We start from the raw sequence: 25,979 nt of genomic DNA on the forward strand, positions 1-25,979 counted from the left end.
GAATCTACTTCCGCGAGTTCTGGGCGGTGCGCGACGTATCATTCGCAGTCGAACGCGGCAAGACCGTCGCGATCATCGGACGAAACGGCGCGGGCAAGTCGACGCTTCTGCAGATGATCTGTGGCACGCTCACGCCGACCGACGGGCGCATCGACGTGCGTGGCCGGGTGGCTGCGCTGCTGGAACTCGGCGCCGGATTCAACCCGGAGTTCACCGGCCGGGAGAATGTCTATCTGTCCGCCTCGCTGCATGGGCTGACGCGTGAGCAGATCGATCAGCGTTTCGAAGCGATCGTGACTTTTGCGGGCATCGGCGACTACGTCAATCAGCCCGTCAAGACCTATTCGAGCGGCATGTTCGTGCGGCTCGCGTTTGCGGTCATCGCGCATGTGGATGCGGATATTCTCATCGTCGATGAAGCATTGAGTGTCGGCGATGCCTTTTTCCAGCAGAAGTGCATGCGCTTTCTGCTGGACTTCAAGGACAAGGGCGGCACGTTGCTGTTCGTCAGTCACGACATGAGCGCCGTCAATGCGCTATGTGAATCGGCAATTCTCCTGCGACGCGAGGGTGACCGGTACACCTATCAGACGGGCACGCCTAAGGAAATCGCCAAGGTCTACCTGCGCGATCTCTACTCAGAGAAGGCCGCATCGCTGACGAGCGAAACCGGGCAGCCGAATGGATCGGACGCGGGCATCGGTCAGCCGATGCTGTCGAGGCCGGCGGTCGCGGACGCGAATCGCAACGTCACGCGCTATGCGCTTGATACCGTGCCTCACGTTGCGTATCACGCGTCGGCATTCCGAAAAGACGGCGACAGTTTCGGCCTCGGCGGGGCGCAGATCGTCGCCGCTCATTTCGAGGACGAAGACGGAAACACGCTCAGCGAGTTTCACTCCGAGGATCAGGTGCGCCTCGTGATACGTGCGACAGTGACCAAGAACATGGCGTATCCCGCCATCGGCTTCGTTTTAAAGGACAACAAGGCGCAGAAGCTCATCGCGGAGAGCACGGACAGCTATCTTCGTGACCGGGCCATTCGCATCGAAGCGGGCGCCCAGGTGCAGGCAGTGTTCAAGATGCGTTTCCCGTCGCTGATACGCGGCGAATATTCGATCGACGTCGCGTTCGCGGAAGGCCCCGGCAGCGATCATGTGCAGCATCATCTGATGCACGACGTGATGGTGCTGACAGCACTGGGGACGAATCTCGTTCACGGCACGTTCGGCGCACCCTCCCTGTCCGTATCGTTCGATGTCAACTGATGGTTAAAAACGCGATGATTCAGTGCAAGTACGGCTACTTCCAGCCGGTTCCCGAGGACGACGAACAATCCGAAGCGTTGCGCCACTACGGTGAATGGGCCGAGCGTCGATTCGCGCTGATGCGCAAGTTCGTGAGGGTCGGGAGCGTGGTCGTGGAGGCCGGCGCGTCGATCGGCGCGCACTCGGTCGCATACGCCCGCCTCACGCGCGGCGCGGGGCACGTGCATGCCTTCGAGCCGGACGCATTGAAGCGCGCCGCGCTGCGTGCCAACGTCGAGCATAACCACCTGGCCGACATCGTTACCGTGCACGAGTATGCGGACGGCACTGATGCAACGCATGCCGATCCCGTCATTGTTTCCCTGCTGCCGACTGCCGATCTGCTCGTGCTTGACGACGCTTCGGCCGCCGCCCGGCTGCGCGGTGCGATGTTCGCCGTGCCTGGTGCGCATCGTCCCGTGATCGTCGCGACGGGGGCCGCAGCGGCGGCTGTCCTCGATGCGCGGCCGGCGTTGTCAGACTACCTGGCGTTCGGTTGCGCGGACTACCTTTTCAACCCGGACAACTATCGCCGTTCGACGATCAACGTCTACGGCGACCGCGCACAGGCCATGCTGCTGCTACTGCCGGCCGAGCGGGCGGATGCCTTCGATTTACGCGATCTGCAGCGCGTGGACACTGCTCATCATCTTCAGTCGCTCTCCCACGAAAAAACGTCGATGTCCGGCAGCGTTTCCGTCAAGCCGGGCGCTGCCGTGGACGCGGGGCTGGCGGCAGGGCAGCCAGCCGAAGGTCCGCGCGCCTCCTTGCGGGAAGCGCTCGTGGCGCCGGACGCCGATCCGGTCGCGGCTGTCGGGACGCCATGTATCGCGGATGCGGTTCATGTCGTCGTGCCGTTCTACAAGAAGGAAGAGTTGGTCGCACAGGTATTTCAATCGCTGAAGCGGTTGTCGAGCGAACTGCGCGAACTGGGCGCGAAGGTCTTCTTCTACAACGACAGCCCCGACTACGCACCGTTGCGGGCCGCATTGAGCGCGTGCCGTTTCGACGACGGCGAAGTCGAACTGACGATCGTCGAGAATCCGTCGAACCTCGGGTTCATCGGCACGTGCAACCGAGCCTTCGCCGATGCGAAAGCGGCGCACGCCGACATCATTCTGCTGAACTCGGACACGGTCGTGTTTCCGGGCGCGCTGAGTGAAATGATTCAGGTCGCGCGGCTCGACACGATGTTCGGTTTCGTCTCGCCGCGCAGCAATAACGCCACGCTTGCGACGCTTCCGCATTCATCCCTCGACGGCGATGTGCCGATGCATGACGGCTACGCGGATTTCGTCCGGTGCTCGTCCATGCTTCCGCGTTTTTCGTACGTCCCGACGGCGGTCGGGTTCTGCCTGCTCATCAAATGGGCAGTGTTCAGCGAGCTGGGTTTTTTCGATCCGGTTTTCGGTACCGGCTACAACGAAGAGAACGATCTCGTGATGCGCGGCAGCCGCTGTGGTTACCGGGCGGTGCTGGCGAATCATGCATTCGTGTGGCACCAGGGCGAGCAGTCGTTTGCGCAGTCGGCGCGTGCCAAAGAAGCACGCGAAGCGAAGAATGCACCGATCCTCCAGTCGCGATATCCCGAATATCTGCCGATGATCCACAGATACTTCTCATCGCCGGAATACCGCGCCGAGGTGCTGCTGGAATACGTCGAGCCGCGTAACGGAAGCCTTACGTTCGCGTTCGACTTCTCGACGTTCGGCCCGTTCTTCAATGGTACTTTCGAATCGGGTATCAGATTGCTCGAGGCGGCAGTCCGTTGCTGGCCGAAACACTGTCGTATCGCCGTGTACATGGACGCGGTGGCGTGGAAATTCCATCAACTGGACAAACTGGGCAACGTCGAGCGTTTGGACGTACACGACGGCAACGCGAAAGTGTCAGCCATCGTCCGCGTCGGACAGCCGTTCGATACTCACTCGGTCACGCGGTTGATCGAGCGTGCCCCCGTGGTCGGCATATTCATGCTGGACACGATCTCGTACGATTGCGGTTACCTCTCCCTCACGTTCGACCACAACATATGGCGGTACGTGTTCGGACATATCGACGTGCTGTTCACAAATTCGCGCTACACGCTCGAACGCATTAGCAGCCGATTCAGACTGGGATCGCGTGTGCTCCGGCGGGTATCGAGGCATTCGCTGGACGTGACAGAGTACGCGCAACCCGCCGCGCACGCCGCGGGCGTCGCGCCGCATATCTTCATCATCGGCAATCACTTCAGTCACAAGTTCGTCCGTCAGACGGCCGACGCCGTCGCGTCGGCGTTCCCGGATCGCACCATCATGGCGGTGGGTTACGGCGAAGGGGCGCCGGCGCATGCGAACGTCAAATGCGCGGAAAGCGGAAATCTGTCGAACGAGGTGTTCGAGCGTTTCTATGTCGACGCTGAAGCGGTGATCTTCCCGAGCCACTACGAAGGCTTCGGCTTCCCGATCCTGCATGCGCTTGCCCGCGAGCGGCCCATCTTCGTGCGCGACTCGGCGCTGTATCGCGAACTGGCGCCGGCGATCAAGGGTGCGGACAACATCCGCTATTACTGTACGACCGACGAGTTGATCGACGACCTGCAGCGCAGCGATCCGGGCTGGAAGGCGCCGGCGGCCCCGGGCGAGCGTGGAGGCTGGGATCGTTCCGCGCGGGAGGTCTTTAATGCGCTCGAACAGGCTCGTGCGACCGTGTCGTACGACGCGCTGGTCGAACGCATGCGGGCGCTGGATCAACTGTCAATGGCATCGACGGCGGCTTTTGTGCCTCCGACCGCGTCCAAACGCGTCGGTGCGGTGGTGGAGCGGGTAGTAGACCGGGTGCTTGCCGTACCGGGCGTGAGACCCGCGGCCCATCAAGGCCGGCGTCTCGTCAGGCGCTTGCGCCGTAGGCGTTGACATTCGTCCGGCACCTTCTGGACGAGCAGGCATCGACTATAATGCTAGGTCTTTTCGCATAGTCGTCTGTGCGTTGATACTTCCCTGCTTCGATCGCTTTGAATACTCATTCTTCACATACCGAAGCGGCGAACCGCTCGAGCATTGTCGTGGAACGCGACGCTTTGCGCGCGGCCCGCGTACTCGTCGTCGGCGACGTCATGCTCGACCGCTACTGGTTCGGCGACGTCAACCGCATTTCGCCGGAAGCGCCGGTTCCCGTCGTGCTCGTGCAACGGACCGAGGACCGCTTGGGCGCGGCCGCGAACGTTGCGCGCAACGCAGCGGCTCTGGGCGCGCGTGCCGGCTTGCTGTGCGTTATCGGCGACGACGAAGCGGCCGAGCGCATCATCGAGTTGCTGGAGCAAAGTGCGGTCGAGTCGCACATCGAGCGCGATGCCGACTTGCCTACCACGATCAAACTCCGTGTCCTTTCACGCCAGCAGCAACTGTTGCGGGTCGATTTCGAGAAATGGCCGACGCACGAGGCGCTCCTGGCCGGACTCACGAAATTCGAAGCGCTCTTGCCCGGGCACAATGTCGTGCTGCTTTCGGACTACGCGAAAGGGGGTCTGACGCATGTCACGAAGATGATCGAAAGCGCGCGGGCAGCGAAGAAGCCCGTTCTCATCGACCCTAAAGGCGACGACTGGGAACGCTATCGCGGCGCTTCGCTCATCACGCCGAACCGGGCGGAGCTGATGCAGGTCGTCGGCCGCTGGAGCTCCGAGGACGATCTTCGTGATCGTGTCGAGCGACTGCGCGCGGCGCTCGACCTCGAGGCGCTGCTGCTGACGCGCTCGGAAGAAGGCATGACGCTCTACACCGACGCGGGCGCCGTGCATGAGCCGGCCGTTGCGCGTGAAGTGTATGATGTTTCGGGCGCTGGCGACACCGTCATCGCTACGCTTGCGGCAATGATCGGCGCAGGCGTGTCTCTCGCGTCCGCCGTGCGGCATGCCAATCGTGCCGCTGGTATCGTAGTGGGCAAGATTGGTACAGCAACCGTCGAGTATTCAGAGTTGTTCCCTGATACGCCCCTGAGGGCTTGAACCTGTTAGGCGACGGGCGTCCATCAGGACTTTTGTCCGACGTTGCGGGGATTTTTTGCGCCTCGTCGGCGGTGGGTGCGGGAGCGCTGATCGGGCGTGCCGGCCACCCCAACAAGCGCACCACAGCAGAACGCAGTCAATGCAGCCGGCATCGTTCCCTCTAGCGAAGCGCGCCTGTCGCATGGCGGCTGCAGGGCAATTCGCCGATGGGTCTCCGCGCACATGCGTATGAGCTCAAATCAGTCGGTCAGACTTAAGGATAGGTGTGAGTTATTCGGAAGAACTGTTTGAGACAGTATCGACCCGTCACGGGTCCGTGACGTTTTTTGCGAACGACACAGGTGCGATCAGTCAGTCGCTGAGGAACTATGGCGAGTGGGCCGAGAACGAACTGAGCTTCGTACTCTCGGTCGTCAGGGAAGGGGACACGGTAATCGACGTCGGCGCCTTCATCGGCACGCACAGCCTTGCATTTGCCCGGCACGTGGGAACGAGCGGGCACGTCGTCTCCGTGGAGCCCCAGGCTCGCAGCTTCCAGCTGCTGCAGCGCAACGTCGCGGCGAATGGCTTGCACAACGTGCGGCTCGAGAACGCAATCGCGTCGTCGAGCGCAAGAGAAGAGGTGATTCCTTCCATCGACATTGCCTCACCCGCCAGCTATGGAAGCGCGTCATTGCGCGATGTCACGCGCCAGACAGGAAATGACACGCTCGCCGGACGCGACGAGCTCGCCGTTCATGCGCTTGCCATCGACGATCTGAACGTCTCGTCATGCTCGCTGATCAAAATTGACGTCGAGGGCATGGAGGAGGTCGTACTATCCGGTGTACGCCGCACCGTTCAGCGATGCAAACCCGTCATCTACGCGGAATGCAATTCGCTGGAAGACGGGCTGCGCAGCGTCGCTGTGCTGCGATCCTTCGGGTATCGCGTCCGCGCGCACGTGGTACGGGCGTTCAACGAAGATAATTTTCGGCGTGATCCGGTCAACATCTTCGACGGCGCGCGCGAAGTGGCGCTGGTCGCCGTGGAGGATTCAGCCCATGATCCCTTCGCCGACTACGCGTTGCGTTCGTGCGAACTGCTCATCGACATCGAAACGGCGGACGATCTTGCGCTGGCGTTGCTGAACAAGCCGCAATACGAGCATGAAGTCCTGCGAAAGGGCGCGGCTTCCCGCTCGGGCGGTCTGATGTGCCTGGAAGAGGCGCGCCTGATTCGTCAGGTGTGCGATGAGAGGCAACGCGCGCTGGACGACCTGCGAAGCGAGCATGAGTCGCTGCGGACCGCACTCGAATCGCTGCGCGAGGAGCATGAGCAGGCGAAATCAGTCGCGGAGCGCAGAGTGGAACGGCTTCGCTTGGAGTCCGATGCGTCGCTGGAACAGCTTCGCACGGAGTCCGATGCATCGCTGGAACAGCTTCGCATGGAATCGGACGCGTTGCGCAACCAGGTGCACCGGATGACAGAGGCGGTGCGCGAGATGCGTGAGCGCGCGGATAGGGCTGAAGCGGCCGTCGAGGGAATGCGTCGCTCGATGAGCTGGCGTTTCACGGCCCCATTGCGGGCAATCAGCCGACTGATACGCGGGAAGCGTGCGTGAGCGGCTTTTGAAACACCGCGCGCCACGGTCGATGGCCGCGCGCTACAAAAATGATTCACGAGGTGAGGATGAGGATTGCCATTGGTTTGGTTGAGCATATCGGCGATATCGTGGCGTGCGAGCCAGTCGCGCGATATCTGAAACTCAAGTATCCGAATTGCCAGTTGTCGTGGGTGGTCAACCGATCCTATCGGGACCTGATCGACTCGAACCCCTACGTGGATGAGACCGTCGCGGTCGATTGCCTGACTGACTGGATCAAGATCTCGCGACATGGTTCTTACGATCAGATCATCGATCTTCACGTCAATTACCGTCTGTGCTCGCATTGCCGCATTCCGCTGATCAAGGAGCACGGCAATCCGTTCATTAACGCCTACGAATGGCTTGACTACGGCGCGCTGCTGGAAGCGTTCAGCGTTGGCGCGGGCCTGCCGAAACTGTCGGCCGCGCCGCGCCTCTATTTGAGCGACGCGCAAAAGGTCGCCGTAGATGCACTGCATCTGCCAATGGAATACTGCGTCATCCACCGGGAGTCGAACAATCTGGAGAAGGACTGGACCGGCAGAAACTGGCAGTCGCTTGTGCAATGGATCAGGAACGATCTGAAGCTCGAGGTCGTCGAGATCGGCGTCAGCAAGGGTGAACAGTCGTCTCCGCTCAACGGTTTCGCGATGAACCTGCTCAACAAGACAAGCATTCTCGAGACGGCGGAAGTTATCCGGCGGGCGCGCTTCTTCATTGGCGTGGACAGCGGTCCCGCGCATCTCGCGAACGCGGTGCTGACGCCGGGCGTCGTCCTGCTCGGACGGATGGGCGCGTTCCGTCAGTACACGCCCTATACCGGTCTCTATGGCAGCGAAGCACCGGAGCTCAAGCTGGTGCGCAATCTGCTGGGACCCGCACGGCAGCTCTCGCTCGACGAGGTCATCGACGCTACGAGATATGTAAGCAACGTTCTGAGCCAGCGGGCGCCTGCCGAACGGCGAGCGGAGCCGGTCGCGGCTGCCGGCACCTCGCGGTCCAGCGCGTTTGTTGCCGTTGATGTCGACGCGGGCGAACTTAACACCCTGCGCGAATCGTCCATGTTCGACGCCGCGTGGTATATCCTCCATCATCCCGATGCGGAGGCCTCGGGTCTCGATCCCGCCGAGCATTATTTCTCTGTGGGCGGTCCGTTGGGCTATCTTCCGGGACCGGATTTCGACGCGGCCGGCTACCTCAAGCGCTACCCGGACGTCGCTGATGCCGGCCTCAATCCTTTGCTCCACTACATCCGTTTCGGCGAGAAGGAAGGCCGTGAGGCGCAACGCACCAATCACCTTTCTGCCAGCCTGCAATCGTTCGACAAGTGGATCGAGCCCAAATCGGTCTACGCGGAGGATAAGCCAGGTATTTCCGCCGTGCTGGAGCAACCGCCTGCGCCATTGATGCTCAAGGACCGCGTGCCGGAGGGCGTTCCCCGTACATTCGCGTTTTACCTGCCGCAGTTCCATCCGATCGCGGAGAACGACTGGGCGCACGGCGCGGGGTTCACGGAGTGGAATAACGTCATCAAGGCAAAGCCGCTGTTCGATGGGCATTACCAGCCGAAGATCCCGGGTGAACTTGGCTACTATGACTTGCGCGCTTTCGAGGTCATGCGGCAGCAGGTCGATCTCGCGTTGCAGCATGGCATAACGGGTTTCTGCTTTTACTACTACTATTTTCACGGGAAGAAGCTTCTCTATAAGCCGATCGAGAACTACATTCAGTCGGACCTGAAGATGCCGTTCTTTTTCCTTTGGGCCAACGAGAACTGGAGCAAGCGGTGGGATGGCGGCAATAACGAGGTGATCATCGCGCAGCAGCATTCGCGGGAAGATGACCTTGCCTTCATCCGCGAACTGTTGCCTCTGTTCGAGGACGATCGCTATACAAAGGTGAACGGCAAGCCGCTGCTGATGATTTACAAGGCTCACCTGTTCCCGGACATTCTGGCAACCACGGAAATCTGGCGCGACGAAGTGGCCAGACATGGCTTCCCGGGCGTGTACCTGGTCATGGTTGACGACTGGACCGGCGAGCCCGTTCAGCCTCGGCAACTTGGCTTCGATGCCAGTTACGAAATTCCGTCCAACGTGATTCCGCAAGAAGTCCTTAGTGCGAACGCGGATTTCCCCAGCCTAGGCGAAGATTTTACGGGCCGGATTGTGGATTACGAGAAATTCGCCAAGTTCCATATGAGTCGGCCCTTTCCCGAGTATCGACGGTTCCGGACCGTCATGCTGCCCTGGGACAACACAGCACGCTACGGCTCACGTGCGATCGTTCACGTGAACACGGGCGGCGACGCATACAAGTTGTGGCTGTCCCAAGCGATGCTCGACACTTACGACCGCTATCCCGACGAGGAGCGGATCGTCTTCCTGCATTCGTGGAACGAGTGGTGCGAGGGGACTTACCTTGAACCTGACGGACGCCACGGCCGACGATATCTCGAAGAGACGCGCACAGCCATCGACGACGTCAAGACGGTGCTTTCCATCGGTGGCGACACTGACGAAGCGCGCGCGCTCGCCTTGTTGAATCGGATTCAACGTGAGAAGGACGAGGGCGCGTTCCGCATCCTGCAAGCCGCACGTTTGCAATCGGCCGCGCTGTGGCGGGATCGTGAAGGGCTGAAAGCGTCGTTGCATGCGGCAAAGAACGCGGCAGCGCGGAACGCGGAGCCGCCTTCAGGTCCGCCGCCAGCCGCGCCTTCGCTCAAAAGCCGTATCCGTGCCAGGATTCTGCGTGGTTTAAGCTGATCGATGCCGGGGTGCCTGACTTCGTGAGGACGGCAGGCACGGCGCCGGAGAGATACGAGGCGTGCGAGAGCACGCCTCGTATTCCGTTTCGCCGGTGCACGATGTCGCACGCACTACTGCGGCGATGAATGCCGGTGACGCTGCACCGGCCGTCGTGGCCGTCTCATTGCACCTTTGCTGTGGCGTTGACGGGCATGCTGATCGCGGATGCGTCGTCGCCGTTCACTGCGTAGAGCCGGAGATCGGAGCGGGCGAACTCGCGGGGGATCTCGACAACGAAGCCCGAACGTTGGAGCCAGTCTTCATCCAGGGCCATTGCGACATCGCGTCTCTCGAAATTCTGGGCCGGAGCGACGTAGATCACCTGGTCTCCCGACGTCGCAACGATGAACTGCGCAAGCTGTTTCTTCTCGCGCAAGGCAGTCCAACCGGTGTACGTAATGTTGGACGAGGTCGTCGCTACGGAATCGACGTTGCCATTCGCGCTGGATCGTGCAGCAGTCTTAGCCAGGACTCGGTTCGCATCGATGAACCGAACACCTTCAGGTGTCGTTTCGACGCGAACATTCGCGCCCAGGAACGCGTTCATTCGCAGGTGAAGGTTCTTCTCGTAGGTCGTAAACTCGCGTTGATCGGAAAGAGAGGCGAGCGTCGCTGGAAGATCGGGCTTCGGCACCGCATACATCGACCGTTCCACCCGCTCCTCGATCACGAGCGATGGCCGCTCCTGCTGCACCATCTTAGCCAGCAGACTCGAGTCTGGAATGACCCACGCGTAAATGACTCGTCCGTAGTTCTGGGAAAGATAAGGCACGATCGACGTGAAGTAAGAGTCACGGAAAACCAGAACGGTGCCCGGCTTGCCTGGACAATGAGTCGAGAACATCGAGCGCGGATAGTCAGGCAGCGAGAAGCCAAGTGGCCACAAGGCCTGACGATGCTCGGTGCACTCCTCGGGAAGCGTCTCGACAGGAGCCTGTCTCGGTTCGGTCTTCACAACGCGGATCATTTTCGACATATCGGTTCCCGTGTTGGCCGTGGCGGCCAGAGCGGGAATCGACTCGAACGAAGTATCGTCGTAGGAGAAGCGCCGGGAAGGATCCAGCGATTTCATCAGCGACCGGTAGCCGACGTAGGCGCCGTACTGAGTCCAATGAGTATCCGTGTGGAAGTACAGATCGAACGGCGCTGCTGCCTTGTGAGCGAGTAGAGACCGGGTAGGATCGATGAAGAACGGCTGGTCTCCCAGCGCATGTTCGAGACTCTCCACGCGCGACATTCCCTGGCCTTTTACGCGATCCGGGAGGTACTCCGGATAAATCGTGTTTTTGTCCGGGCCCACGAGGAAACGGTAGGGAACTCCTTTGCTTGCCAGCCAGGAATACCGCTGTTTCAGGCTTTCGACCCAGTCCTTGAGTTCCGCGTCCGTGAACTGCGCTCGTCGTTCGATGTCGGGTTTGCTCCCGACATCGGAGATGAATAGCCAGTCTCCGTGCCCCGCGATGACCTGCGAGGTACCGGAAAGATGGTACAGCCGATACATTAGTTGGCTATGCAGACTGAGCAACTCATTGCGGAAGCCGAATCGGTCATTGACGTACGCGTCAAAATCTTTTGGAAAATTCGCCACGCCGCTGGCGCTCAGATCGGCCGACGGAAATTTGGCAAGATTGCGTTGCTCGGAGTTGCTCTCGTCGGCGGACCACAGTCCGAGTAGCGGCGCGGAGATTGCCGCAATGAACACCGTCGTCAGAATGAGATTGGCCGCGTTCCTGGTTCGCATCGTCTTAGAAGCGGAAGTAGATGAAGGGGTTATACGTTCCGGCCGCTAGTTCCGAGGCACAGATCACAAGAATGAAAAGTGTTACGACCACGCGAATATAGTAGATACCTTGATCGCCTAGGGCCGACGAGTATGAAAGAACGGCTGCAGGGAGCGGCTCGTTCGCGTGAGAGGGAAAGCGCCGATTGTTCCAGTCGCGGGCAAGCGAAATTGCGATGGGTGTGGATAGGATCCCGCCAAGGACGATTGTCGAAAGAACCTGCGCGTTGAAGTAGAAGCCCACTTGCGGCCCGAGTCCGTGAGCATCGGTAAAGCCAAAGAGCGCGCCAATATAGGCGCACGCGAACCCGAGTGTCTCGGCCCGGAAAAAGACCCATCCGATCATGACCATCAGGATCGTATAGGTGTGTCCGATATATCGCGGAAGGGCGTCCAGCCGTCTTCCGAAGGCGGTTCGCTCCAGCACGAGCAGCGAGCCGTGAAACGCACCCCAGATCACAAAGTTCCAGCTCGCGCCATGCCACAGACCGCACAGCAGAAAGACCGTTACGAGGTTGAGGCTGACACGCAAGGACGATGCGCGATTGCCGCCCAGCGGAATATAAAGATAATCCCGAAACCATGTGGACAGCGAGATATGCCATCTCCGCCAGAACTCTCGCACTGACGCGGCAATGTACGGGTAGTTGAAGTTCTCGGTCAATTCGAAGCCGAACATGCGGGCAAGTCCGATCGCCATATCCGAATAGCCCGAGAAGTCGAAATAGATCTGCAGCGTGTAGCAAACAATGCCGAACCACGCCATGGATGGCGAAATCTGATGCTGCGGAATGGCGAACACCTGGTCGGCGACCTGACCGAGAACGTTCGCAATCAGTACCTTCTTTCCTAGGCCGAATGCGAAACGCTCGACGCCCGAACTGAAGCGCTCAAGCGTATTGCGACGATGGAGAATCTGCTCGGCGATGTCATGGTAGCGAATGATCGGCCCGGCGATCAGTTGCGGAAACAGGGAGATGTACACGCCCATGTCGAGCGGGCTGGCGAGCGCTTCGGCGTCTTTGCGATAGACGTCGACTATATAAGAAATGGAGTGGAATGTAAAAAACGAAATCCCGATCGGCAACGCGACCTGATAAACCTTTGCATGTGCGCCGAAGAGATGCCCGACGAGCGAGTCCAGGTTCGCCGATAGAAAGAAAGAATATTTGTAGAACACAAGAAACAGCAGATTCGTTGCCACGCCGCCGCTCAAGATGGCGAACTGCAGTTTTCTGGACGGGGCGCGCGCTATCAGCAGTGCAACGAACCAGTTGAACAGGATGGAGCCGACCATCACGGGCAGATGGCGCGGATCGCCCCATGCGTAAAAGAGCAGACTGGCGGCCAGAAGCAGGATGTTCTTGAGTCTGTGCGCGAGAGCGTAGTACAGCGCCAGCGTGATGGGCAGGAACACGTACAGGAAGATTGCGGAACTGAAAACCACGGTGTTTCCCTGAAAATGAGGGCGTCAGGCTGATCAGGCTTGCTCTAGGCAGCAGGCAGATCGACCGCGAATCAGATTCGAAGCCGTCTTAACTTGCCTGTGATCGCCGGATCCGCTGGCGCTGCCCTCGCGGCTGTCGGCCTGTCGAAAAATTGTCGCAACGATTTGCAAGGTGGACTTGCGCATGCGCGTGCCCAGACCTTGTCCTGCGGGATGCGCGAATGTTCCGCGCGTCCCTGAGGCATGCCTACATCGTTGCGGAATCGTGTCTTTGGGTGAGGCGCTGATTTTCCTTCGGATTATCGAGCGATTTCCGCAGCAGCTCGGTTGCGGCGACTGCTGTGCCAATCAGGATGAGACTCAAGCCGAACGGCCACATGATGGTATGTCGCGTCAGGTCCGACACACCGTCGCCAAATACCGAGGAAGCAATGGCGTAGAGGACAGTTACGCCGCCTATGGCGACGAGCAATTCGGCGCTCGCGCCCGTGCGCTTGATGGTCACGAGGCATCGAATGGCGGCTGCGACGCCAAAGAGCATGGCGGCGATCATGATCCATCGGAACGGACCGGCAGGCAGCATGTTCACGTAAGTCGTCAGCGACGTATATTTGGCGATCTTGTAACGCGGACTGTCGGCCGTGCCCGGACGCTCGAATATTCCGTATGCGCCTTCAGGAACCGGGTAGGCGCGCTCGAGCCCATCGGACATCGGCCCGAAGAACGTCTGAGGCTGCAAGGCGAAGAGCGGGATGAGACGAATTCGACTTGCGTTGATCAACGAAGGGCACGGATGATTCGCCTGCATTCCTGGCGTGTACCACGTCTTCCCAATCCCTTGTTCGCATTCGGGCGGCATATGCAAAAGCTTCAGCGCCTGCTCACGGTTCGATGCATGCGGAAGGACTTCGCCCAGAATCGTGTCGGTGATGTTCGCCATCTTGATCGCCTGCGGCAAGCCGTAATCCGAAGGATTCACCGCCGAAAAAATCACCGGACAGGCGAGACCGACGACGGCGAGAACGACGGCTGGTCGGCGATACCGGAATCGCACGAATACGAGCAGCGCGCCGATCAGGGCGAACAGCGTGGCGAGACCGGAATACTGTTGTTTGGACAGACCGAGAAGGACCGCGCCGGATCCCAGCGCGTAAATTGTCGCGCGCACCGACCGTGTGCTGCCGGTCCACAACAACCATAACGTTGTCGCGCAAAGAAATGCGCCCAGGAACTGCGAGAATTCGTTGTAAAGCGTATTGAAGTAAAGCAGATAGATCATGTCGCCAAACGAGGCAAAGAACATGGCGGACACGATCAGTTTGCTTCTGGCGTCGCGGGCGAGCCTGAGGAGCATGGCCAGGGCGATCAGGACGGATACGAACTTCAGGGTGCCGATGACCCGAAAGTCGACACGTGCGCCGGTCTTCCTGAAGCGCGTCGCGACATACGGATAAATGTCGTCGATCGAGATCACGCACGAATCCATCTTTACGTCACGATCGAGAATCAGCCGATTCACGGGGGCGCTCAAATGCGACTCGGTCTTGGGCGTGCCGTCGCCATACTCTTGCCATAGCCCCATGCAGCTCTCAACGCGAATGAAATCCCAGTTGTTCGATAGGGCTATCATCTGCGGAGATTCGACGATGAGGAACATTTTGCCGATCGTCAGGGTCAGCAGCGCGACCACGAGCCCGATGGTCGCACGTTGGGCCAGCCTCGCATGACGTACCTCCGCGAAGACGTAGACGCGATCCATCTGATACTTGAGCACATAGCCGATGGCCAGGCCGATGACTCCGCCGATATAGCGCACGCCCTCGCTGCCGGATAACTGCGAGAAAAGAAATTCGCAGCCCCAGAAGATCGCCGTCGTGAAGACTCCGGTGAACGCATAGAGCAGGAAGGTGCCGGCGTTGTGACGCGCGCTCTGGGGTTTCCAGCGAAAGATCCAGCGCTTGTCGAGCGCATATTTAACGACCAGGCCGACCACCGTGCCGACCGCGATCGAAGCGGGTATTGCCCAGGCACCGGGAGCGATGCGAACGACCACAGCTTGCGTGGCGATATTCGACACGGTAGCCACGATCGCGAAGAGGGTATAGAGGACGGCGATATTCATGCGGGCTTGATCGAATTGTCAGGGCTGCCGCCGGTCCGCGTTCGATTGATGATTGCTCGCGGCAGCGTAGGACATGCGGTCGGTGAATGCGGCCAGGTACGTGCATGGAGGACAACTCCGGCGATTACGATTCGCGGGTTTCGTCTGATCATAACGACCGGGCAACAAGGAAGCGCGTAATGTATCACAGCGGGACGACGACTCTCCCGGGAGGAACTTCGAGCGTGGTTTGGGCGAGACGCGACGCCCTATTCGATAAGTACGGACCCGTGGCGTGAACGCGGGGCGGCACCGCGAATCAGCAGTTCGGCGTGACACTCCCCATATACGTCCCGCGTCCGAAATTCTGTGTAATACTCGCGCGAAAAATTCCCCTCGCAACTGACTTACTGAGAGTTCAAGCGAAAGATGTCGACGGGTCCAATGCACGGAGCGGCAGGGCAGCACAAGTATCGCGGTGATATCGACGGCCTTCGGGCCATTGCTGTTATTTTAGTTGTCGCGTTCCATGCGTTTCCATCGCTTCTCAAGGGCGGATTCGTCGGTGTGGATGTATTTTTTGTAATTTCGGGGTTTCTGATTACTGGCATCCTGCTTTCCGATCTCACCGGTGGCCGCTACAGCCTTGGTGGGTTTTATGGACGCCGCATCAGAAGAATCTTCCCCGCTCTGACGATCGTTCTTGTTGCGGTTTGCTTGGCCGGCTGGTTTTGCCTGTTCAAAGACGAATTGCAAAAGCTCGGCTGGGACATCGCGGCCGGGGCGGCTTTTGTCGCCAATCTGGCGCTGTGGGGCGAGACTGGCTATTTCGACCGTGCGGCCGAAGTCAAGCCTCTCCTTCACTTGTGGTCGATTGGTATCGAAGAACAGTTCTATATCGTTTGGCCGCTGATTCTGAGGCTGGCGTACAAGCGTCGACCGGTACTCATCGCTGCTATCGCGATTTGTTTCCTGGCTTCGTTCGCGTTCAATGTGCAACAGGTTCACAGCCATCCAGCCGCCGCATTCTATTCGCCATTCAGTCGATTTTGGGAATTGGCGGCGGGCGGACTTCTGGCGGTTCTTTCGAAGCGGGAGAGTCAGGGCGCAAGGCTGGCGAAAGAACTGGTTTCGTGCGCGGGACTCGCGCTCATCGTTTGCGCGGTCTGTTTGATAACCGCCGCGAGCGTGTTTCCCGGCTGGTGGGCGCTACTGCCGGTTGCGGGCGCCGTCGCGCTGATCTGGGCGGGACCGGACTGTCTGGTGAATCGCCACTTGCTCTCGCTGAGGCCGATGGTGTGGATCGGCAAGATCAGCTATCCGCTCTATCTGTGGCACTGGCCATTGCTCTCGTTCACCACGATTCTGACTGGACAGGCACCGGCGCCGCAGATGCGCTTCACCCTCGTCATCGTCAGTGTGCTATTGGCCTGGGCCACTTACCTGTTCATCGAGAAGCCCGTTCGGTTCGCACGCTCCCGCTCGGTGAGCGTCGCCCTTCCGTGTGTCGCCCTGATGATCGTAAGCGGCTGCGGGGCCGCGGTGAACAAGTACGAATCCACGACATTCGGCGATAAATACGTTGGCGGTCCCGATCCAGCGACGGCGGTGCACGGTGATGGACACATCTACATCGAAGGCGGATGCGGCGTCCCGAAGGACGAGGAAACTCGCTGGATTTGCGTCCAGGATAAACGCGAAAGGCCGCACATCGTGATGTGGGGCGACAGCAAGACAGAAGCGCTGTACTGGGGGCCGCTACGCAAGTCATCCGAAGGCAAGCGATGGGCCATGATTTCCCGGGCCTCTTGCGCTCCGTTCACGGGAGTCGCCGAAGCGAGGTCGCCGCGCTCCGGCCGCGGGCTCGATCAATGCCTGTCCGCCAATGAGGTCGCACTTCGGTCGATGGTGGCTGACCGCAACATACAGACGGTCGTCATAGCGGCTGCAATGCGGGACGTCGACCATATCGCGCTGGCGAAGAAAGCGGGCGGGCGCGTCGATCCGACAGGCGCGCTCGACGGCCTGAGCAATTCGATCAGCGCACTGGAGGCCGCGGGCAAGCGTGTCATTTTCGTCATCGACAATCCGACCTTGCCGGATCCGAAGCAGTGCGTGGTGCGTCATATCGCAACCGTTCCCGGCGGCCGGCAATTCGTCGAATGGAGCAGACACGGCCTGCCTGACCTGTGCTCGATTCCGTTGACGAAACATCTGCAGGTTACGGCGGACTATCGCCGGCTCGTGATGCGGCTTCAGGAAATGCATCCCGATATGCTCGTCTATGATCCGGCGTCCGTTCTGTGCGACATGCCGAAAGGCGTGTGCCCGATCAGCAAGGACGGAAAATTCCTTTACAGCTACGGCGATCACGTCTCAGATTACGCGAACGGCCTGTTGGCGGACGACCTTCTCGCGAAGATGGCTGGGCGCGGCCTGTAGCGTTACGTAGGGTTGCTGTCTAGTCCGGCAGCAAGGAACGGCCGACAAGTCTCAAGAGTTTCTGGACTTCCTCGTCGATGGACAACTCGTCGGTTCTTTAGTCGCAGCGTCGGGTTGGCCGGCGGCTCATAGAGGCGCGAAATCCTGTGAACTGCTTGATCGCGCCGGCCTGGACCCGCTCGTAGAGTCGCTTCGGATTGCGAAATTTGCAGACGAAGATGGGAGCGTCTATGAAAATCTCCGGAAAGCCGTCATCGATGACCTCTCTCACGAGTTCGCGGCCAGCCCTGGTCGGCGAGATCACGCCGGACTCTCGACATGACGATGCAGGCTCATTGTTCGTCAGTAGCCTTGAACAACGAAGCGTAAGCCGTGGCAAGGTGGTACGCAGTGGTCGAAGGCATATCGGCGCGCGAAATGGCGCCGTCTGCGGAACGGCTTTCCACCCAGCCTCGCGCGTGCAGGAATCGTGCGCGGTATCGTTCGATTTGCGCGCCGAGGGTATCCGCGGCGATGCCCCGCGTCGCGAGCGCGCGCAAGTACTCGGTCTGCGGCCAGATGCGCTGCGTGTCGTCGATTACACAGCCCTTTTCGTCCAGCGCGGCGTACACTGCGCCCGTTCGTTCGTCCACGCCATGCCGCTCGGCGAATTCGAATGCGCGTGCGAGCCGTTGGTCGAGACCCGTCGAGATGAACGCCGGATTGCCGCTTCCCATGCACAGGAAGAACCATTCGAACTGATGGCCTGGTTCGATCCGGTTGTCCACCGAGCCGATCGGCAATTCGGCGATGCAGCCCGTGGTCTCATCGACGAACGTGCGGACGACGCTTTTCAAGAGCATGGCAAGGCGAATGTCGTAGCTCGCGTCGCCGGTCGCCTCGCGCGCGGCCAACCAAGCTTCGGCCAAGTGCATCACGGGATTCTGCAGCGGTCCGGTTTGCGTCACACAGAAGTCCTCGGAGACCACGGCATTGAGCACTCCATCGCCGGCGGCGAAACGCGCTTCGATGAGCTTCGCGGTGTCATCTACGACATCAAACGCCGCTTTCGTGTCCGAGATCCTCGCATAATGCGCACAGGCAAATACGATGAAAGCATGCGTGTAGAGATCTTTTTGGCGCTCGAGCGGAGCGCCATTTGCATCGACGCTGTAGAACCATCCACCGTTCTGACTATCATGAAAATAGTGCCGCAACGATGCAAAGAGCGTCGCCGCATGTGCCAGATCTCCGATATCTGAAAATACGAAGAGTTGTCGCGCACAGGCCATCGCGCGATAGCGCTTGGGCGGCAGCGGCATGTGATCTTCCGGCGAGACGGCTTCGAATGGCAGGCCCAACGCCGCATTGAAGCCCGAGCAACGCCATATCGGCAGCACGACGTTCAGATAGTGTGCGCGTAGGGCGGCGCTACCGGACTCGGACGGCAGTCGTGTACCGCGGGCGCGCTCGTGAAGGTGAGTGATCGGATTGTCCATGCGATGAAACGTTGTCGTGAGCTGATGAATGCAAGGTAACGGCATTCGTTGATGCCCGGAACCGCGCAAAGCGGAAAGGATAGCAAAACCGCGCAAAGGCGCGTGGGAACGCCAGACCAGATTCCACCGTTTCTCAGGTGTCGTCGATTGCGGCATCGATTTTCATAATAGGGCGTCCGCATGCCAAAATGCCGTCGTTCGTTCGTTCGTTCGGCGGCGAATCGCACGCCGTCGCGCATGTATCGCGATGACCGACCGGTTATCGCAGTCGCGCCGATCGCATTTCGATCTTCGGGAATAAGCGTCGGCTTTATCACCACTGACTCGGCTCAACTTCATCATGACCATCATCGTTACCGGTGCTGCCGGGTTCATCGGCAGCAATATCGTCAAGGCGCTCAACGAACGTGGCGAGAACCGCGTGATCGCGGTCGACAATCTCACGCGCGCCGACAAGTTCAAGAATCTGGTCGATTGCGAGATCGACGATTACCTCGATAAAACCGAGTTCGTCGAGCGCTTCAAACGCGGCGATTTCGGGAAGGTGCGCGCGGTGTTCCATGAAGGCGCCTGTTCGGACACGATGGAAACCGACGGCCGCTACATGATGGACAACAACTTCCGCTACAGCCGCGACGTAATGGATGCGTGCCTCGCGCAGCGCGCGCAGTTCCTGTACGCGTCGTCGGCGGCGACTTATGGCGGGTCGAGCCGCTTCGTCGAGGAGCGCGAAGTCGAGAAGCCGCTCAATGTCTACGGTTACTCGAAATTCCTTTTCGATCAGATCGTGCGTCAGGTATTGCCGAAGGCGCAGAGTCAGATCGTCGGCTTTCGCTACTTCAACGTGTACGGACAGCGCGAGACGCACAAGGGCCGCATGGCCTCGGTTGCGTTCCACAACTTCAACCAGTTCCGCTCGGAAGGCAAGGTCAAGCTTTTCGGCGAGTACAACGGCTACGCGGCCGGCGAACAGACGCGCGATTTCATCTCGGTCGAAGATGTCGTGAAGGTGAACCTGTTCTTCTTCGATCATCCGGAGAAGTCGGGCATCTTCAATCTCGGCACGGGACGCGCCCAGCCGTTCAACGATATCGCGTCGACGGTCGTGAACTCGTTGCGCGCGCTCAACGGCGAAGTTTCGCTGTCGCTCGCGGAACTGGTGCAGCGCGGGCTCATCGAGTACATTCCGTTCCCCGACGCACTGCGCGGCAAATATCAGTGCTTCACTCAGGCGGACCAGTCGCGCCTGCGCGCGGCGGGTTACGACGCGCCGTTTCTGACCGTTCAGGAAGGCGTCGATCGTTACGTGCGTTGGCTATTCGGCCAGCTGTAAGTTGCTGCAGGAATGTGTGCTGCGTGGTCGCTTCAAGTCGCTTATGACCGCGACCGAAATGCGCTACGCAGGCGTTCGCATCGGTTTCGCGATTGGCTACAAGCGCTACGTGTTCCGCCTGTTTCCTAGAGCGAAGCCCGCTTAAACACAAAACGAGGCACATTGCGAATGATCAGCATGATGCCCCACCAGAACCACGGCGTATAAAGCACATCCCTCTTCCTTTCGATCCCGCGCACGATATCCTTCGCGACCTTCTCCGGCGTCGCGACGAGCGGTCCCGGCAGCGGCAGACCCGCGGTCATCGGCGTGGCGACGAAGCCGGGCTTGATATCGACCACATGCACGCCCACTTTGAAAAGCCGCGCGCGCAAGCCTTCGAGAAACGCCTGCAACGCTGCCTTCGCGCTGCCATAAAGATAATTCGACGGCCGCCCGCGATCGCCCGCCACCGACGAAATCACCGCCAGCGTGCCATGCCGCTGCACTTCGAGCCGATTGGCGATCGGCGTAATCAGCGCGATCAGCGAGAGCGCATTGGTATGAAACTCGCGCACCGCGACGGCAGGATCGTTCTGGCAGACCGCCTGATCCGGCAGCGTGCCCGACGCGACCAGCACGATATCGATCGAATCCATCTGTGCGGCGCAGTCGGCGAGCATCGCGGCGTGATCGTCGAGCTTGTCGATATCGAGCCGATGTACAGCCGCCGAAGCAGCCCCGCGCGCGGTCAGATCGGCGGCGACCTGCTCCATGCGCTCCTGATTGCGCGCGACGAGAAAGAAGCGCGCGCCCTTGGTCGCCCATTCGCGCGCGCAGGCGATGGCAATGGCGGACGTGGCGCCCACGATGACGATGTTCTTCATAGGCCGGTCATTCGTTTCCAGAAATGCGACAGCATCGCCGGATCGCGGAGCGATTCGAGTTGCTGCCATCGAGGATAGGCGGCGCGAAAATCGGCGCCCGACATGTGCGCGTCCTTGGCCGGATAGATGCGTCCGCCGTCTTCGCGCACGATCGTATCGAGCGCGCCGAAGAGTGACGAGTTGCGCATTTCGTGCTGCGGAAAGTCGAGCGCGAGCGACGTGCCTTCCATCGGAAACGACAGCAATCCCGGCGATGGAATGTTCCCGCAACGCTTGAGCACCGCGAGGAACGAACCCGTGCCGCTCGACGAAATGCGATCGAGCATCGCGCGGACCGCATCGCGCGCGCTCGCCGCCGGCACGACGCACTGATACTGCTGAAATCCCGACGGCCCGTAGATGCGATTCCATTCGAGCAGGCTGTCGAGCGGATAGAAATATCCGTCATAGCCGACGCGCGAAATCTCGATCGGCTTGCGCTGCTTGCGGTAATACAGTTCGTTGAACGCGCGCAGCGTGAGGCCGTTGATGAGCGACACGGGCGGCGTGAACGGCACGCGGCGCTTGTTGCGTTGCTCGACATCGAGCGAGCCGTGAATCGCATGATCGCCCGCCATGAAAATGCCGCGTCCGAGCGCGGGTCCGCGGCTCGCGCAATCGACCCACGCGACGCAGTATTCATGCTTCGCGTCGTACTCCTCCGACAGATCGAAGAACTCGTCGAGCTTGCCGAAGCGGATGCTCGTCACGTCGATGAGACTCGTGCGGATCGGCATCAACGAGAACTCGGCCCACAGGATGAGACCGGTGAGCCCGAGGCCACCGATCGTCGCGCTGAAGAGCTCGGTGTTCGATTCAGGTGAGCATTCGATCAATGTACCGTCGCTGCGCGCGAGGCCGAACGCGCGCACATGCCGCCCGAACGTGCCGCGCACGTGATGATTCTTGCCGTGCACATCGTTGGCGATGGCGCCGCCGAGCGTCACGTACTTCGTGCCCGGCGTGACCGGCAGCATCCAGCCGCGCGGCACCGCGATCGCGAGAATCTGCTCGAAGGTGATGCCTGGCTCCGCGCGCACGATGCCGCGCGTCCAGTCGGCGCTGATGATGCGATCGAGCGCGAGCGTCTGGAACACATGATTCGAACTGGCGAGGCAGACGTCGCCGTAACTGCGGCCATTGCCGAATGCGAGCGTCGTGCCGTGCGCGCTCTGCACGTCGTGCCATCGCGCCTGCGCTTCGTCGCGCCAGTGGGCGGCGTGCGCCGTCTGCGGCAGATGCGGGTAGCGGCCCCAGGAGAGCAGATCGCTCATCGGTCAGATCGCGAGCCAGAACGCGACGCCGCACAGCGCGACGACGAGCAGGCTCATGCGATCGCGCGCCGCGAACACGATGGGATCGTCGTTCATTTCGCCGCGGTGCGCGATGACCCACGCTCGGCTGATCCAGTAAAGCATCACCGGGCATGCGATCCAGATGTACTGCGGATGCCGATACAGCGCCGTCGTGCGCTCGTCCTGGATATACATCGCGAGTACGAGCACAGAGATATAGCCGGAGGCAGTGCCGAGCGACGACACCACTGAGAGATCGCTCGACAGATATCCGCGCCCGCGCGTCTTTTCGCGCCCGGCTCTGAGCGTCGCGTGCAGCTCTGTATAGCGCTTGACGAGCGCGAGACTCAGAAAGAAGAACATCGAGAAGGCGAGCAGCCAGAACGTCAGATGCACGCTTATCGCCGCGGCGCCCGCGATGATGCGCGTCGTATAGAGCGCGGCGAGCGTAACGACATCGACCATCACATGACGCTTGAGCGCAAGCGAATACGCAAGCGTCAATACGTAGTAACCGAGCAGCACCGCGTTGAAGCGCCACGGCAGAAACGCAAGCGCTATCCCGAACGCGGCGATAAGCAACAAGGGGCAGAGCGCCATTCCCCATAGCAGTGGCATCGTGCCGGCTGCGAGCGGACGGTTGCGCTTGACTGGATGATGGCGGTCGTCTTCCAGGTCGAGCAGGTCATTGAGCAGATAAACGCTCGACGCGCACAGCCCGAACGCAAAGAACGCAAGCACGGACAGGCCGACTATCGCGGGTGAGCCAAGCTTGTGGCCCGCAAGCAATGGCACGAAGATCAACAAGTTCTTGAGCCACTGATGCAGACGCAGCGACTTCGCCCAGACCCTGAGCGTCGGCTGGCGATTCTCGAAGACCTGTTCGATGTTGTCGTGTTTCGACGCCGCGCGCACGACGCCTGCATGCGGATTGACCACGTACGCGCGATCGGCGGCGGCCCAGACAGCGATGTCGTCGCGCGAATTGCCGACATAGTCGAAACCCTTCTCGCCATACGCTTCGACGAGCCGATCGCGCTTACGATGCGAAGAGAGATTGACGTGCTCATCGGTCGCGAACACGCGATCGAAGATGCCGAGATGCTCGGCAATACTTCGCGCAAAGGCCTCATGACTCGCCGTTGCGAGCGCGATCGTGCGGCCCGCAGCGCGCATTTCGCGCAGCCAGTTGATGACTTGCGCGTTGTACGGCAGGGTCGTGACGTCGATGCTTACGTGTTCGGCAAGGCGCGACTTCAGCGCGGGTTTGCCGCCGCTCGATAGCCATTGCAGTGGCTTGTAGAACTTCTGCGGAAACGATCGCAGGAACGCGAACCCGCTTTCGACGAGGATGTCTGAGTAAATCAGCGTACCGTCGAGATCGACGACAATGGGCTTGCTCATCCGGGATATGGTCAGTCAGCCCGCTGCGGATCGCCCGCTTTTGGACCGAAATGAAGTCAGGGGCCGTTCCGACAGGGCACGACACTCTACTAGGTGACGAAATTTAACACAAGCTGAAACGTCCGCTGCCGCCTTTCGCGCGCTTCGCGTATCTAGCCGTTAGACGCGGCGCGTGCGTAGAATCACGCGCTCACCGTCATTGCCACGCTCCGTAGTCGAAGCGACACGGCGTGGATCAGAAGTTAAATCGGAATCGCGGATTTTTCGCCTTTCCGCGCTTTGGTAACATTCGTTAATAATTGGACTGGCTATCCGCGTCGAGCTTAGTTATTTCGAGCTTCGACTGGCTTTTCCGGTAATCGGGTCAAATCGAATACGTATCGGGGCTAAATGTAGTGCCAAGTTTCTTGCTTGACCTATAGCGATGCCGGTCGATATTATTTAAACTCGTCCAATGTGGATCCCGCATTCAAGGTTTCCCCGATATCACACTGATTTGTTGTGCTCACGGTCTTTTGTCGATACGGCACGCCGCGTGCGCAATATTCCCATCGTAATGGCCGACCGCGTAAAGGCTGCGCGTGTTCCGGGCGCGGCGATCGAGGCACGCGATGCTGAATCTTGGTAATGGGCTACAGTTCATTTGGACACGGGATCGCTGAGTGAAACCGGACATCACACGATGCTGAAAGCAAGTCGCGCTTCGTTCGACGGGCTAAAGCAAGCTGATGGGGAGCGCAATAGCGAATGACGATTCAAAAGATTGCAAGCACGCCCGACCCTTCGCGAAACGGCGCGGTTATCTGGATGACCGGGCTTTCCGGCGCCGGCAAGTCGACCCTCGCCAATGCGTTATTCAGATGGCTCGATAGCATTCAGGAGCATTCGATCATTCTGGACGGAGACCTGATGCGCGGCGGGCTCAATTCCGATCTGGGATACACGGTCGAAGATCGCGATGAAAACGTGCGTCGAATCGCGCACGTCGCCGAGTTGTTCAAGCAACAAGGGTTCATCGTGATCGTGGCGCTGATTTCCCCGACGTTTGCCCAGCGTGCCAACGCTCGCAAAATCATAGGCGAAGGATTTATCGAAGTATTCGTCAACTCTCCTCTCTCCACCTGCGAGCGGCGTGATCGCAAAGGACTCTATGCTCGCGCGCGACGAGGAGAAATCCCGAACTTCACCGGTGTGTCGTCACTCTACGAAGAGCCGCTCAATCCCGAACTGATTCTGAACACGAGTTCGCTCAGTATCGAGGCTTCAGTGAACAAACTAATCGAAGTGCTCGGCACGTCCGGATTCGTTCAAAACCGCCCGTAGCCTCTTTGCCAGATACCCTCAACGTTCATGACCGGAATCAGTCGTTGCTTCGCTGGCCGGCGAACGATGACGAACTCCGTCAGTTCATCGGGCACTCGCGCCGAGTATTCTGCCTGATTCGCAACCCGTTCACGCGCGTGCTGTCCGCCTATCGGGACAAGATCGCCGCGAGTCTGAATCGCCGACGAGCGTTCATGGCGGAGTCGGGTGTTGCCGATGTCGCGCCCGACGATGTCGTCACTTTCGTGGACTTTCTGCGGCGGGTTCGCGCGCAGCCTGTCGAATCGATGAACGGCCACTGGCGTCCTCAATATCCGCATCTGAGCATTTATCCGATGGACTACGATCTCGTCGGCAGTTTCGAGACGTTGAGCGCCGATCTGCCTATAATCTTCTCGGAGATCAGTCTGGAGATTCTGTCGTTTCTAGAGAACGTCGACGAGCACAGAACCGACGCCGGCGAGCTGATTTCGTCTTACTACGACGACGAAACCATCGATCTGGTCCGCACAAATTATCGAGACGATTTCGATCGACCCCGATACAGCGACCAAGTCGGCGACTCCCACAAGCGGTCGAGCATCGCCGTGGAATAAGGTTTGCGCAAATAGTAAGCGGCAAGTGATGACCGGGAGGCGCGCACCTTCGCATCCCGGACGTGCCGACGCGCGATTGCGAGAGCCGCGCGGTTGCCGAAAGCCCCCACATTGAGCACAATCTTGGCGTCTTCCACTCGTCGATG

17 protein-coding genes are annotated in these 25,979 nt (G+C 59.9%); 9 read left to right on the top strand and 8 right to left on the bottom strand.

The features are described 5' to 3' along the window. The first annotated feature begins 26 nt into the window (after positions 1–26). From ACEN42_RS03950 to ACEN42_RS03970, 5 genes are all read left to right on the top strand, one after another. Positions 27–1,268 (top strand): ABC transporter ATP-binding protein, encoded by a 1,242-nt coding sequence (locus ACEN42_RS03950; RefSeq protein WP_371880685.1) that lies wholly within the window; start codon positions 27–29, stop codon positions 1,266–1,268. Further along, the gene (locus ACEN42_RS03955; RefSeq protein ID WP_371880686.1) at positions 1,268–4,204 is read left to right on the top strand and encodes a glycosyltransferase; all 2,937 of its coding nucleotides are present in this window, start codon (positions 1,268–1,270) and stop codon (positions 4,202–4,204) included. The genes ACEN42_RS03950 and ACEN42_RS03955 overlap by 1 nt, the downstream gene beginning before the upstream one ends. 200 nt (positions 4,205–4,404) lie before the next feature. Then, entirely contained in the window at positions 4,405–5,295 is an 891-nt protein-coding gene (gene rfaE1 / locus ACEN42_RS03960) for a D-glycero-beta-D-manno-heptose-7-phosphate kinase (protein ID WP_371881062.1), read from the top strand. Positions 5,296–5,560: 265 nt separating this feature from the next. Further along, positions 5,561–6,898, top strand: coding sequence for an FkbM family methyltransferase (locus ACEN42_RS03965; RefSeq protein ID WP_371880687.1), 1,338 nt, complete (start codon positions 5,561–5,563; stop codon positions 6,896–6,898). 68 nt (positions 6,899–6,966) lie between these two features. Further along, positions 6,967–9,687: a glycoside hydrolase family 99-like domain-containing protein gene (locus ACEN42_RS03970; RefSeq protein WP_371880688.1), complete on the top strand. Its 2,721-nt coding sequence runs from the start codon at positions 6,967–6,969 to the stop codon at positions 9,685–9,687. Positions 9,688–9,850: 163 nt separating this feature from the next. On the opposite strand, the gene ACEN42_RS03975 is transcribed toward ACEN42_RS03970, so the two are convergent. From ACEN42_RS03975 to ACEN42_RS03985, 3 genes are all read right to left on the bottom strand, one after another. Further along, positions 9,851–11,470, bottom strand: a complete 1,620-nt coding sequence (locus tag ACEN42_RS03975; protein WP_371880689.1) for an alginate O-acetyltransferase AlgX-related protein — start codon at positions 11,468–11,470, stop codon at positions 9,851–9,853. 4 nt (positions 11,471–11,474) lie between these two features. Next, positions 11,475–12,956, bottom strand: a complete 1,482-nt coding sequence (locus ACEN42_RS03980) for an MBOAT family protein (protein ID WP_371880690.1) — start codon at positions 12,954–12,956, stop codon at positions 11,475–11,477. Positions 12,957–13,203: 247 nt separating this feature from the next. After that, a complete protein-coding gene (locus ACEN42_RS03985) occupies positions 13,204–15,078 on the bottom strand; it encodes a GtrA family protein (RefSeq protein WP_371880691.1) in 1,875 nt (624 codons plus the stop codon). A 423-nt stretch (positions 15,079–15,501) separates the two neighbouring features. On the opposite strand from ACEN42_RS03985, the gene ACEN42_RS03990 reads away from it, so the two are divergent. After that, positions 15,502–17,499: an acyltransferase family protein gene (locus ACEN42_RS03990; RefSeq protein WP_371880692.1), complete on the top strand. Its 1,998-nt coding sequence runs from the start codon at positions 15,502–15,504 to the stop codon at positions 17,497–17,499. Positions 17,500–17,596: 97 nt separating this feature from the next. Here ACEN42_RS03990 and ACEN42_RS03995 read toward each other — a convergent pair whose 3' ends face one another. Together ACEN42_RS03995 and ACEN42_RS04000 are read right to left on the bottom strand one after the other, a co-directional pair. Beyond that, entirely contained in the window at positions 17,597–17,803 is a 207-nt protein-coding gene (locus tag ACEN42_RS03995; protein WP_371880693.1) for an adenylyl-sulfate kinase, read from the bottom strand. 28 nt (positions 17,804–17,831) lie between these two features. Next, positions 17,832–18,977, bottom strand: a complete 1,146-nt coding sequence (locus ACEN42_RS04000; RefSeq protein ID WP_371880694.1) for an AGE family epimerase/isomerase — start codon at positions 18,975–18,977, stop codon at positions 17,832–17,834. 340 nt (positions 18,978–19,317) lie between these two features. Here ACEN42_RS04000 and rfaD point away from each other — a divergent pair, with 340 nt between their 5' ends. Then, complete coding sequence (gene rfaD, locus ACEN42_RS04005) at positions 19,318–20,310, top strand: ADP-glyceromanno-heptose 6-epimerase (RefSeq protein WP_371880695.1); 993 nt, start codon at positions 19,318–19,320, stop codon at positions 20,308–20,310. Positions 20,311–20,435: 125 nt separating this feature from the next. On the opposite strand, the gene ACEN42_RS04010 is transcribed toward rfaD, so the two are convergent. From ACEN42_RS04010 to ACEN42_RS04020, 3 genes are read right to left on the bottom strand one after another with little or no spacing between them, the layout of a single operon-like run. Next, positions 20,436–21,176: an SDR family oxidoreductase gene (locus ACEN42_RS04010; protein ID WP_371880696.1), complete on the bottom strand. Its 741-nt coding sequence runs from the start codon at positions 21,174–21,176 to the stop codon at positions 20,436–20,438. Next, on the bottom strand, positions 21,173–22,489 hold the full coding sequence (locus tag ACEN42_RS04015) for an FAD-dependent oxidoreductase (RefSeq protein ID WP_371880697.1): 1,317 nt from the start codon (positions 22,487–22,489) through the stop codon (positions 21,173–21,175). The genes ACEN42_RS04010 and ACEN42_RS04015 overlap by 4 nt, the downstream gene beginning before the upstream one ends. A 3-nt stretch (positions 22,490–22,492) precedes the next feature. Next, entirely contained in the window at positions 22,493–23,914 is a 1,422-nt protein-coding gene (locus tag ACEN42_RS04020) for a UbiA family prenyltransferase (RefSeq protein WP_371880698.1), read from the bottom strand. A 747-nt stretch (positions 23,915–24,661) separates the two neighbouring features. Between ACEN42_RS04020 and cysC the strand changes: the two genes are divergently transcribed. After that, the gene (gene cysC / locus ACEN42_RS04025) at positions 24,662–25,237 is read left to right on the top strand and encodes an adenylyl-sulfate kinase (RefSeq protein WP_371880699.1); all 576 of its coding nucleotides are present in this window, start codon (positions 24,662–24,664) and stop codon (positions 25,235–25,237) included. A gap of 44 nt (positions 25,238–25,281) precedes the next feature. Then, complete coding sequence (locus ACEN42_RS04030; protein WP_371880700.1) at positions 25,282–25,833, top strand: sulfotransferase family 2 domain-containing protein; 552 nt, start codon at positions 25,282–25,284, stop codon at positions 25,831–25,833. Positions 25,834–25,979 lie beyond the last annotated feature (146 nt).

It is taken from the genome of Caballeronia sp. S22, assembly GCF_964261745.1.
GTDB lineage: Bacteria > Pseudomonadota > Gammaproteobacteria > Burkholderiales > Burkholderiaceae > Caballeronia > Caballeronia jiangsuensis.

Bases quoted from the DNA above. Each gene is read 5' to 3' on its own strand.
- ACEN42_RS03955 (WP_371880686.1), top strand. From the start codon at position 1,268: ATGGTTAAAAACGCGATGATTCAGTGCAAGTACGGCTACTTCCAGCCG.
- rfaE1 (WP_371881062.1), top strand. From the start codon at position 4,405: ATGCTCGACCGCTACTGGTTCGGCGACGTCAACCGCATTTCGCCGGAA.
- ACEN42_RS03970 (WP_371880688.1), top strand. From the start codon at position 6,967: ATGAGGATTGCCATTGGTTTGGTTGAGCATATCGGCGATATCGTGGCG.
- ACEN42_RS03975 (WP_371880689.1), bottom strand. From the start codon at position 11,470: ATGCGAACCAGGAACGCGGCCAATCTCATTCTGACGACGGTGTTCATT.
- ACEN42_RS03985 (WP_371880691.1), bottom strand. From the start codon at position 15,078: ATGAATATCGCCGTCCTCTATACCCTCTTCGCGATCGTGGCTACCGTG.
- ACEN42_RS03990 (WP_371880692.1), top strand. From the start codon at position 15,502: ATGCACGGAGCGGCAGGGCAGCACAAGTATCGCGGTGATATCGACGGC.
- ACEN42_RS04000 (WP_371880694.1), bottom strand. From the start codon at position 18,977: ATGGACAATCCGATCACTCACCTTCACGAGCGCGCCCGCGGTACACGA.
- rfaD (WP_371880695.1), top strand. From the start codon at position 19,318: ATGACCATCATCGTTACCGGTGCTGCCGGGTTCATCGGCAGCAATATC.
- ACEN42_RS04010 (WP_371880696.1), bottom strand. From the start codon at position 21,176: ATGAAGAACATCGTCATCGTGGGCGCCACGTCCGCCATTGCCATCGCC.
- ACEN42_RS04015 (WP_371880697.1), bottom strand. From the start codon at position 22,489: ATGAGCGATCTGCTCTCCTGGGGCCGCTACCCGCATCTGCCGCAGACG.
- ACEN42_RS04020 (WP_371880698.1), bottom strand. From the start codon at position 23,914: ATGAGCAAGCCCATTGTCGTCGATCTCGACGGTACGCTGATTTACTCA.
- cysC (WP_371880699.1), top strand. From the start codon at position 24,662: ATGACGATTCAAAAGATTGCAAGCACGCCCGACCCTTCGCGAAACGGC.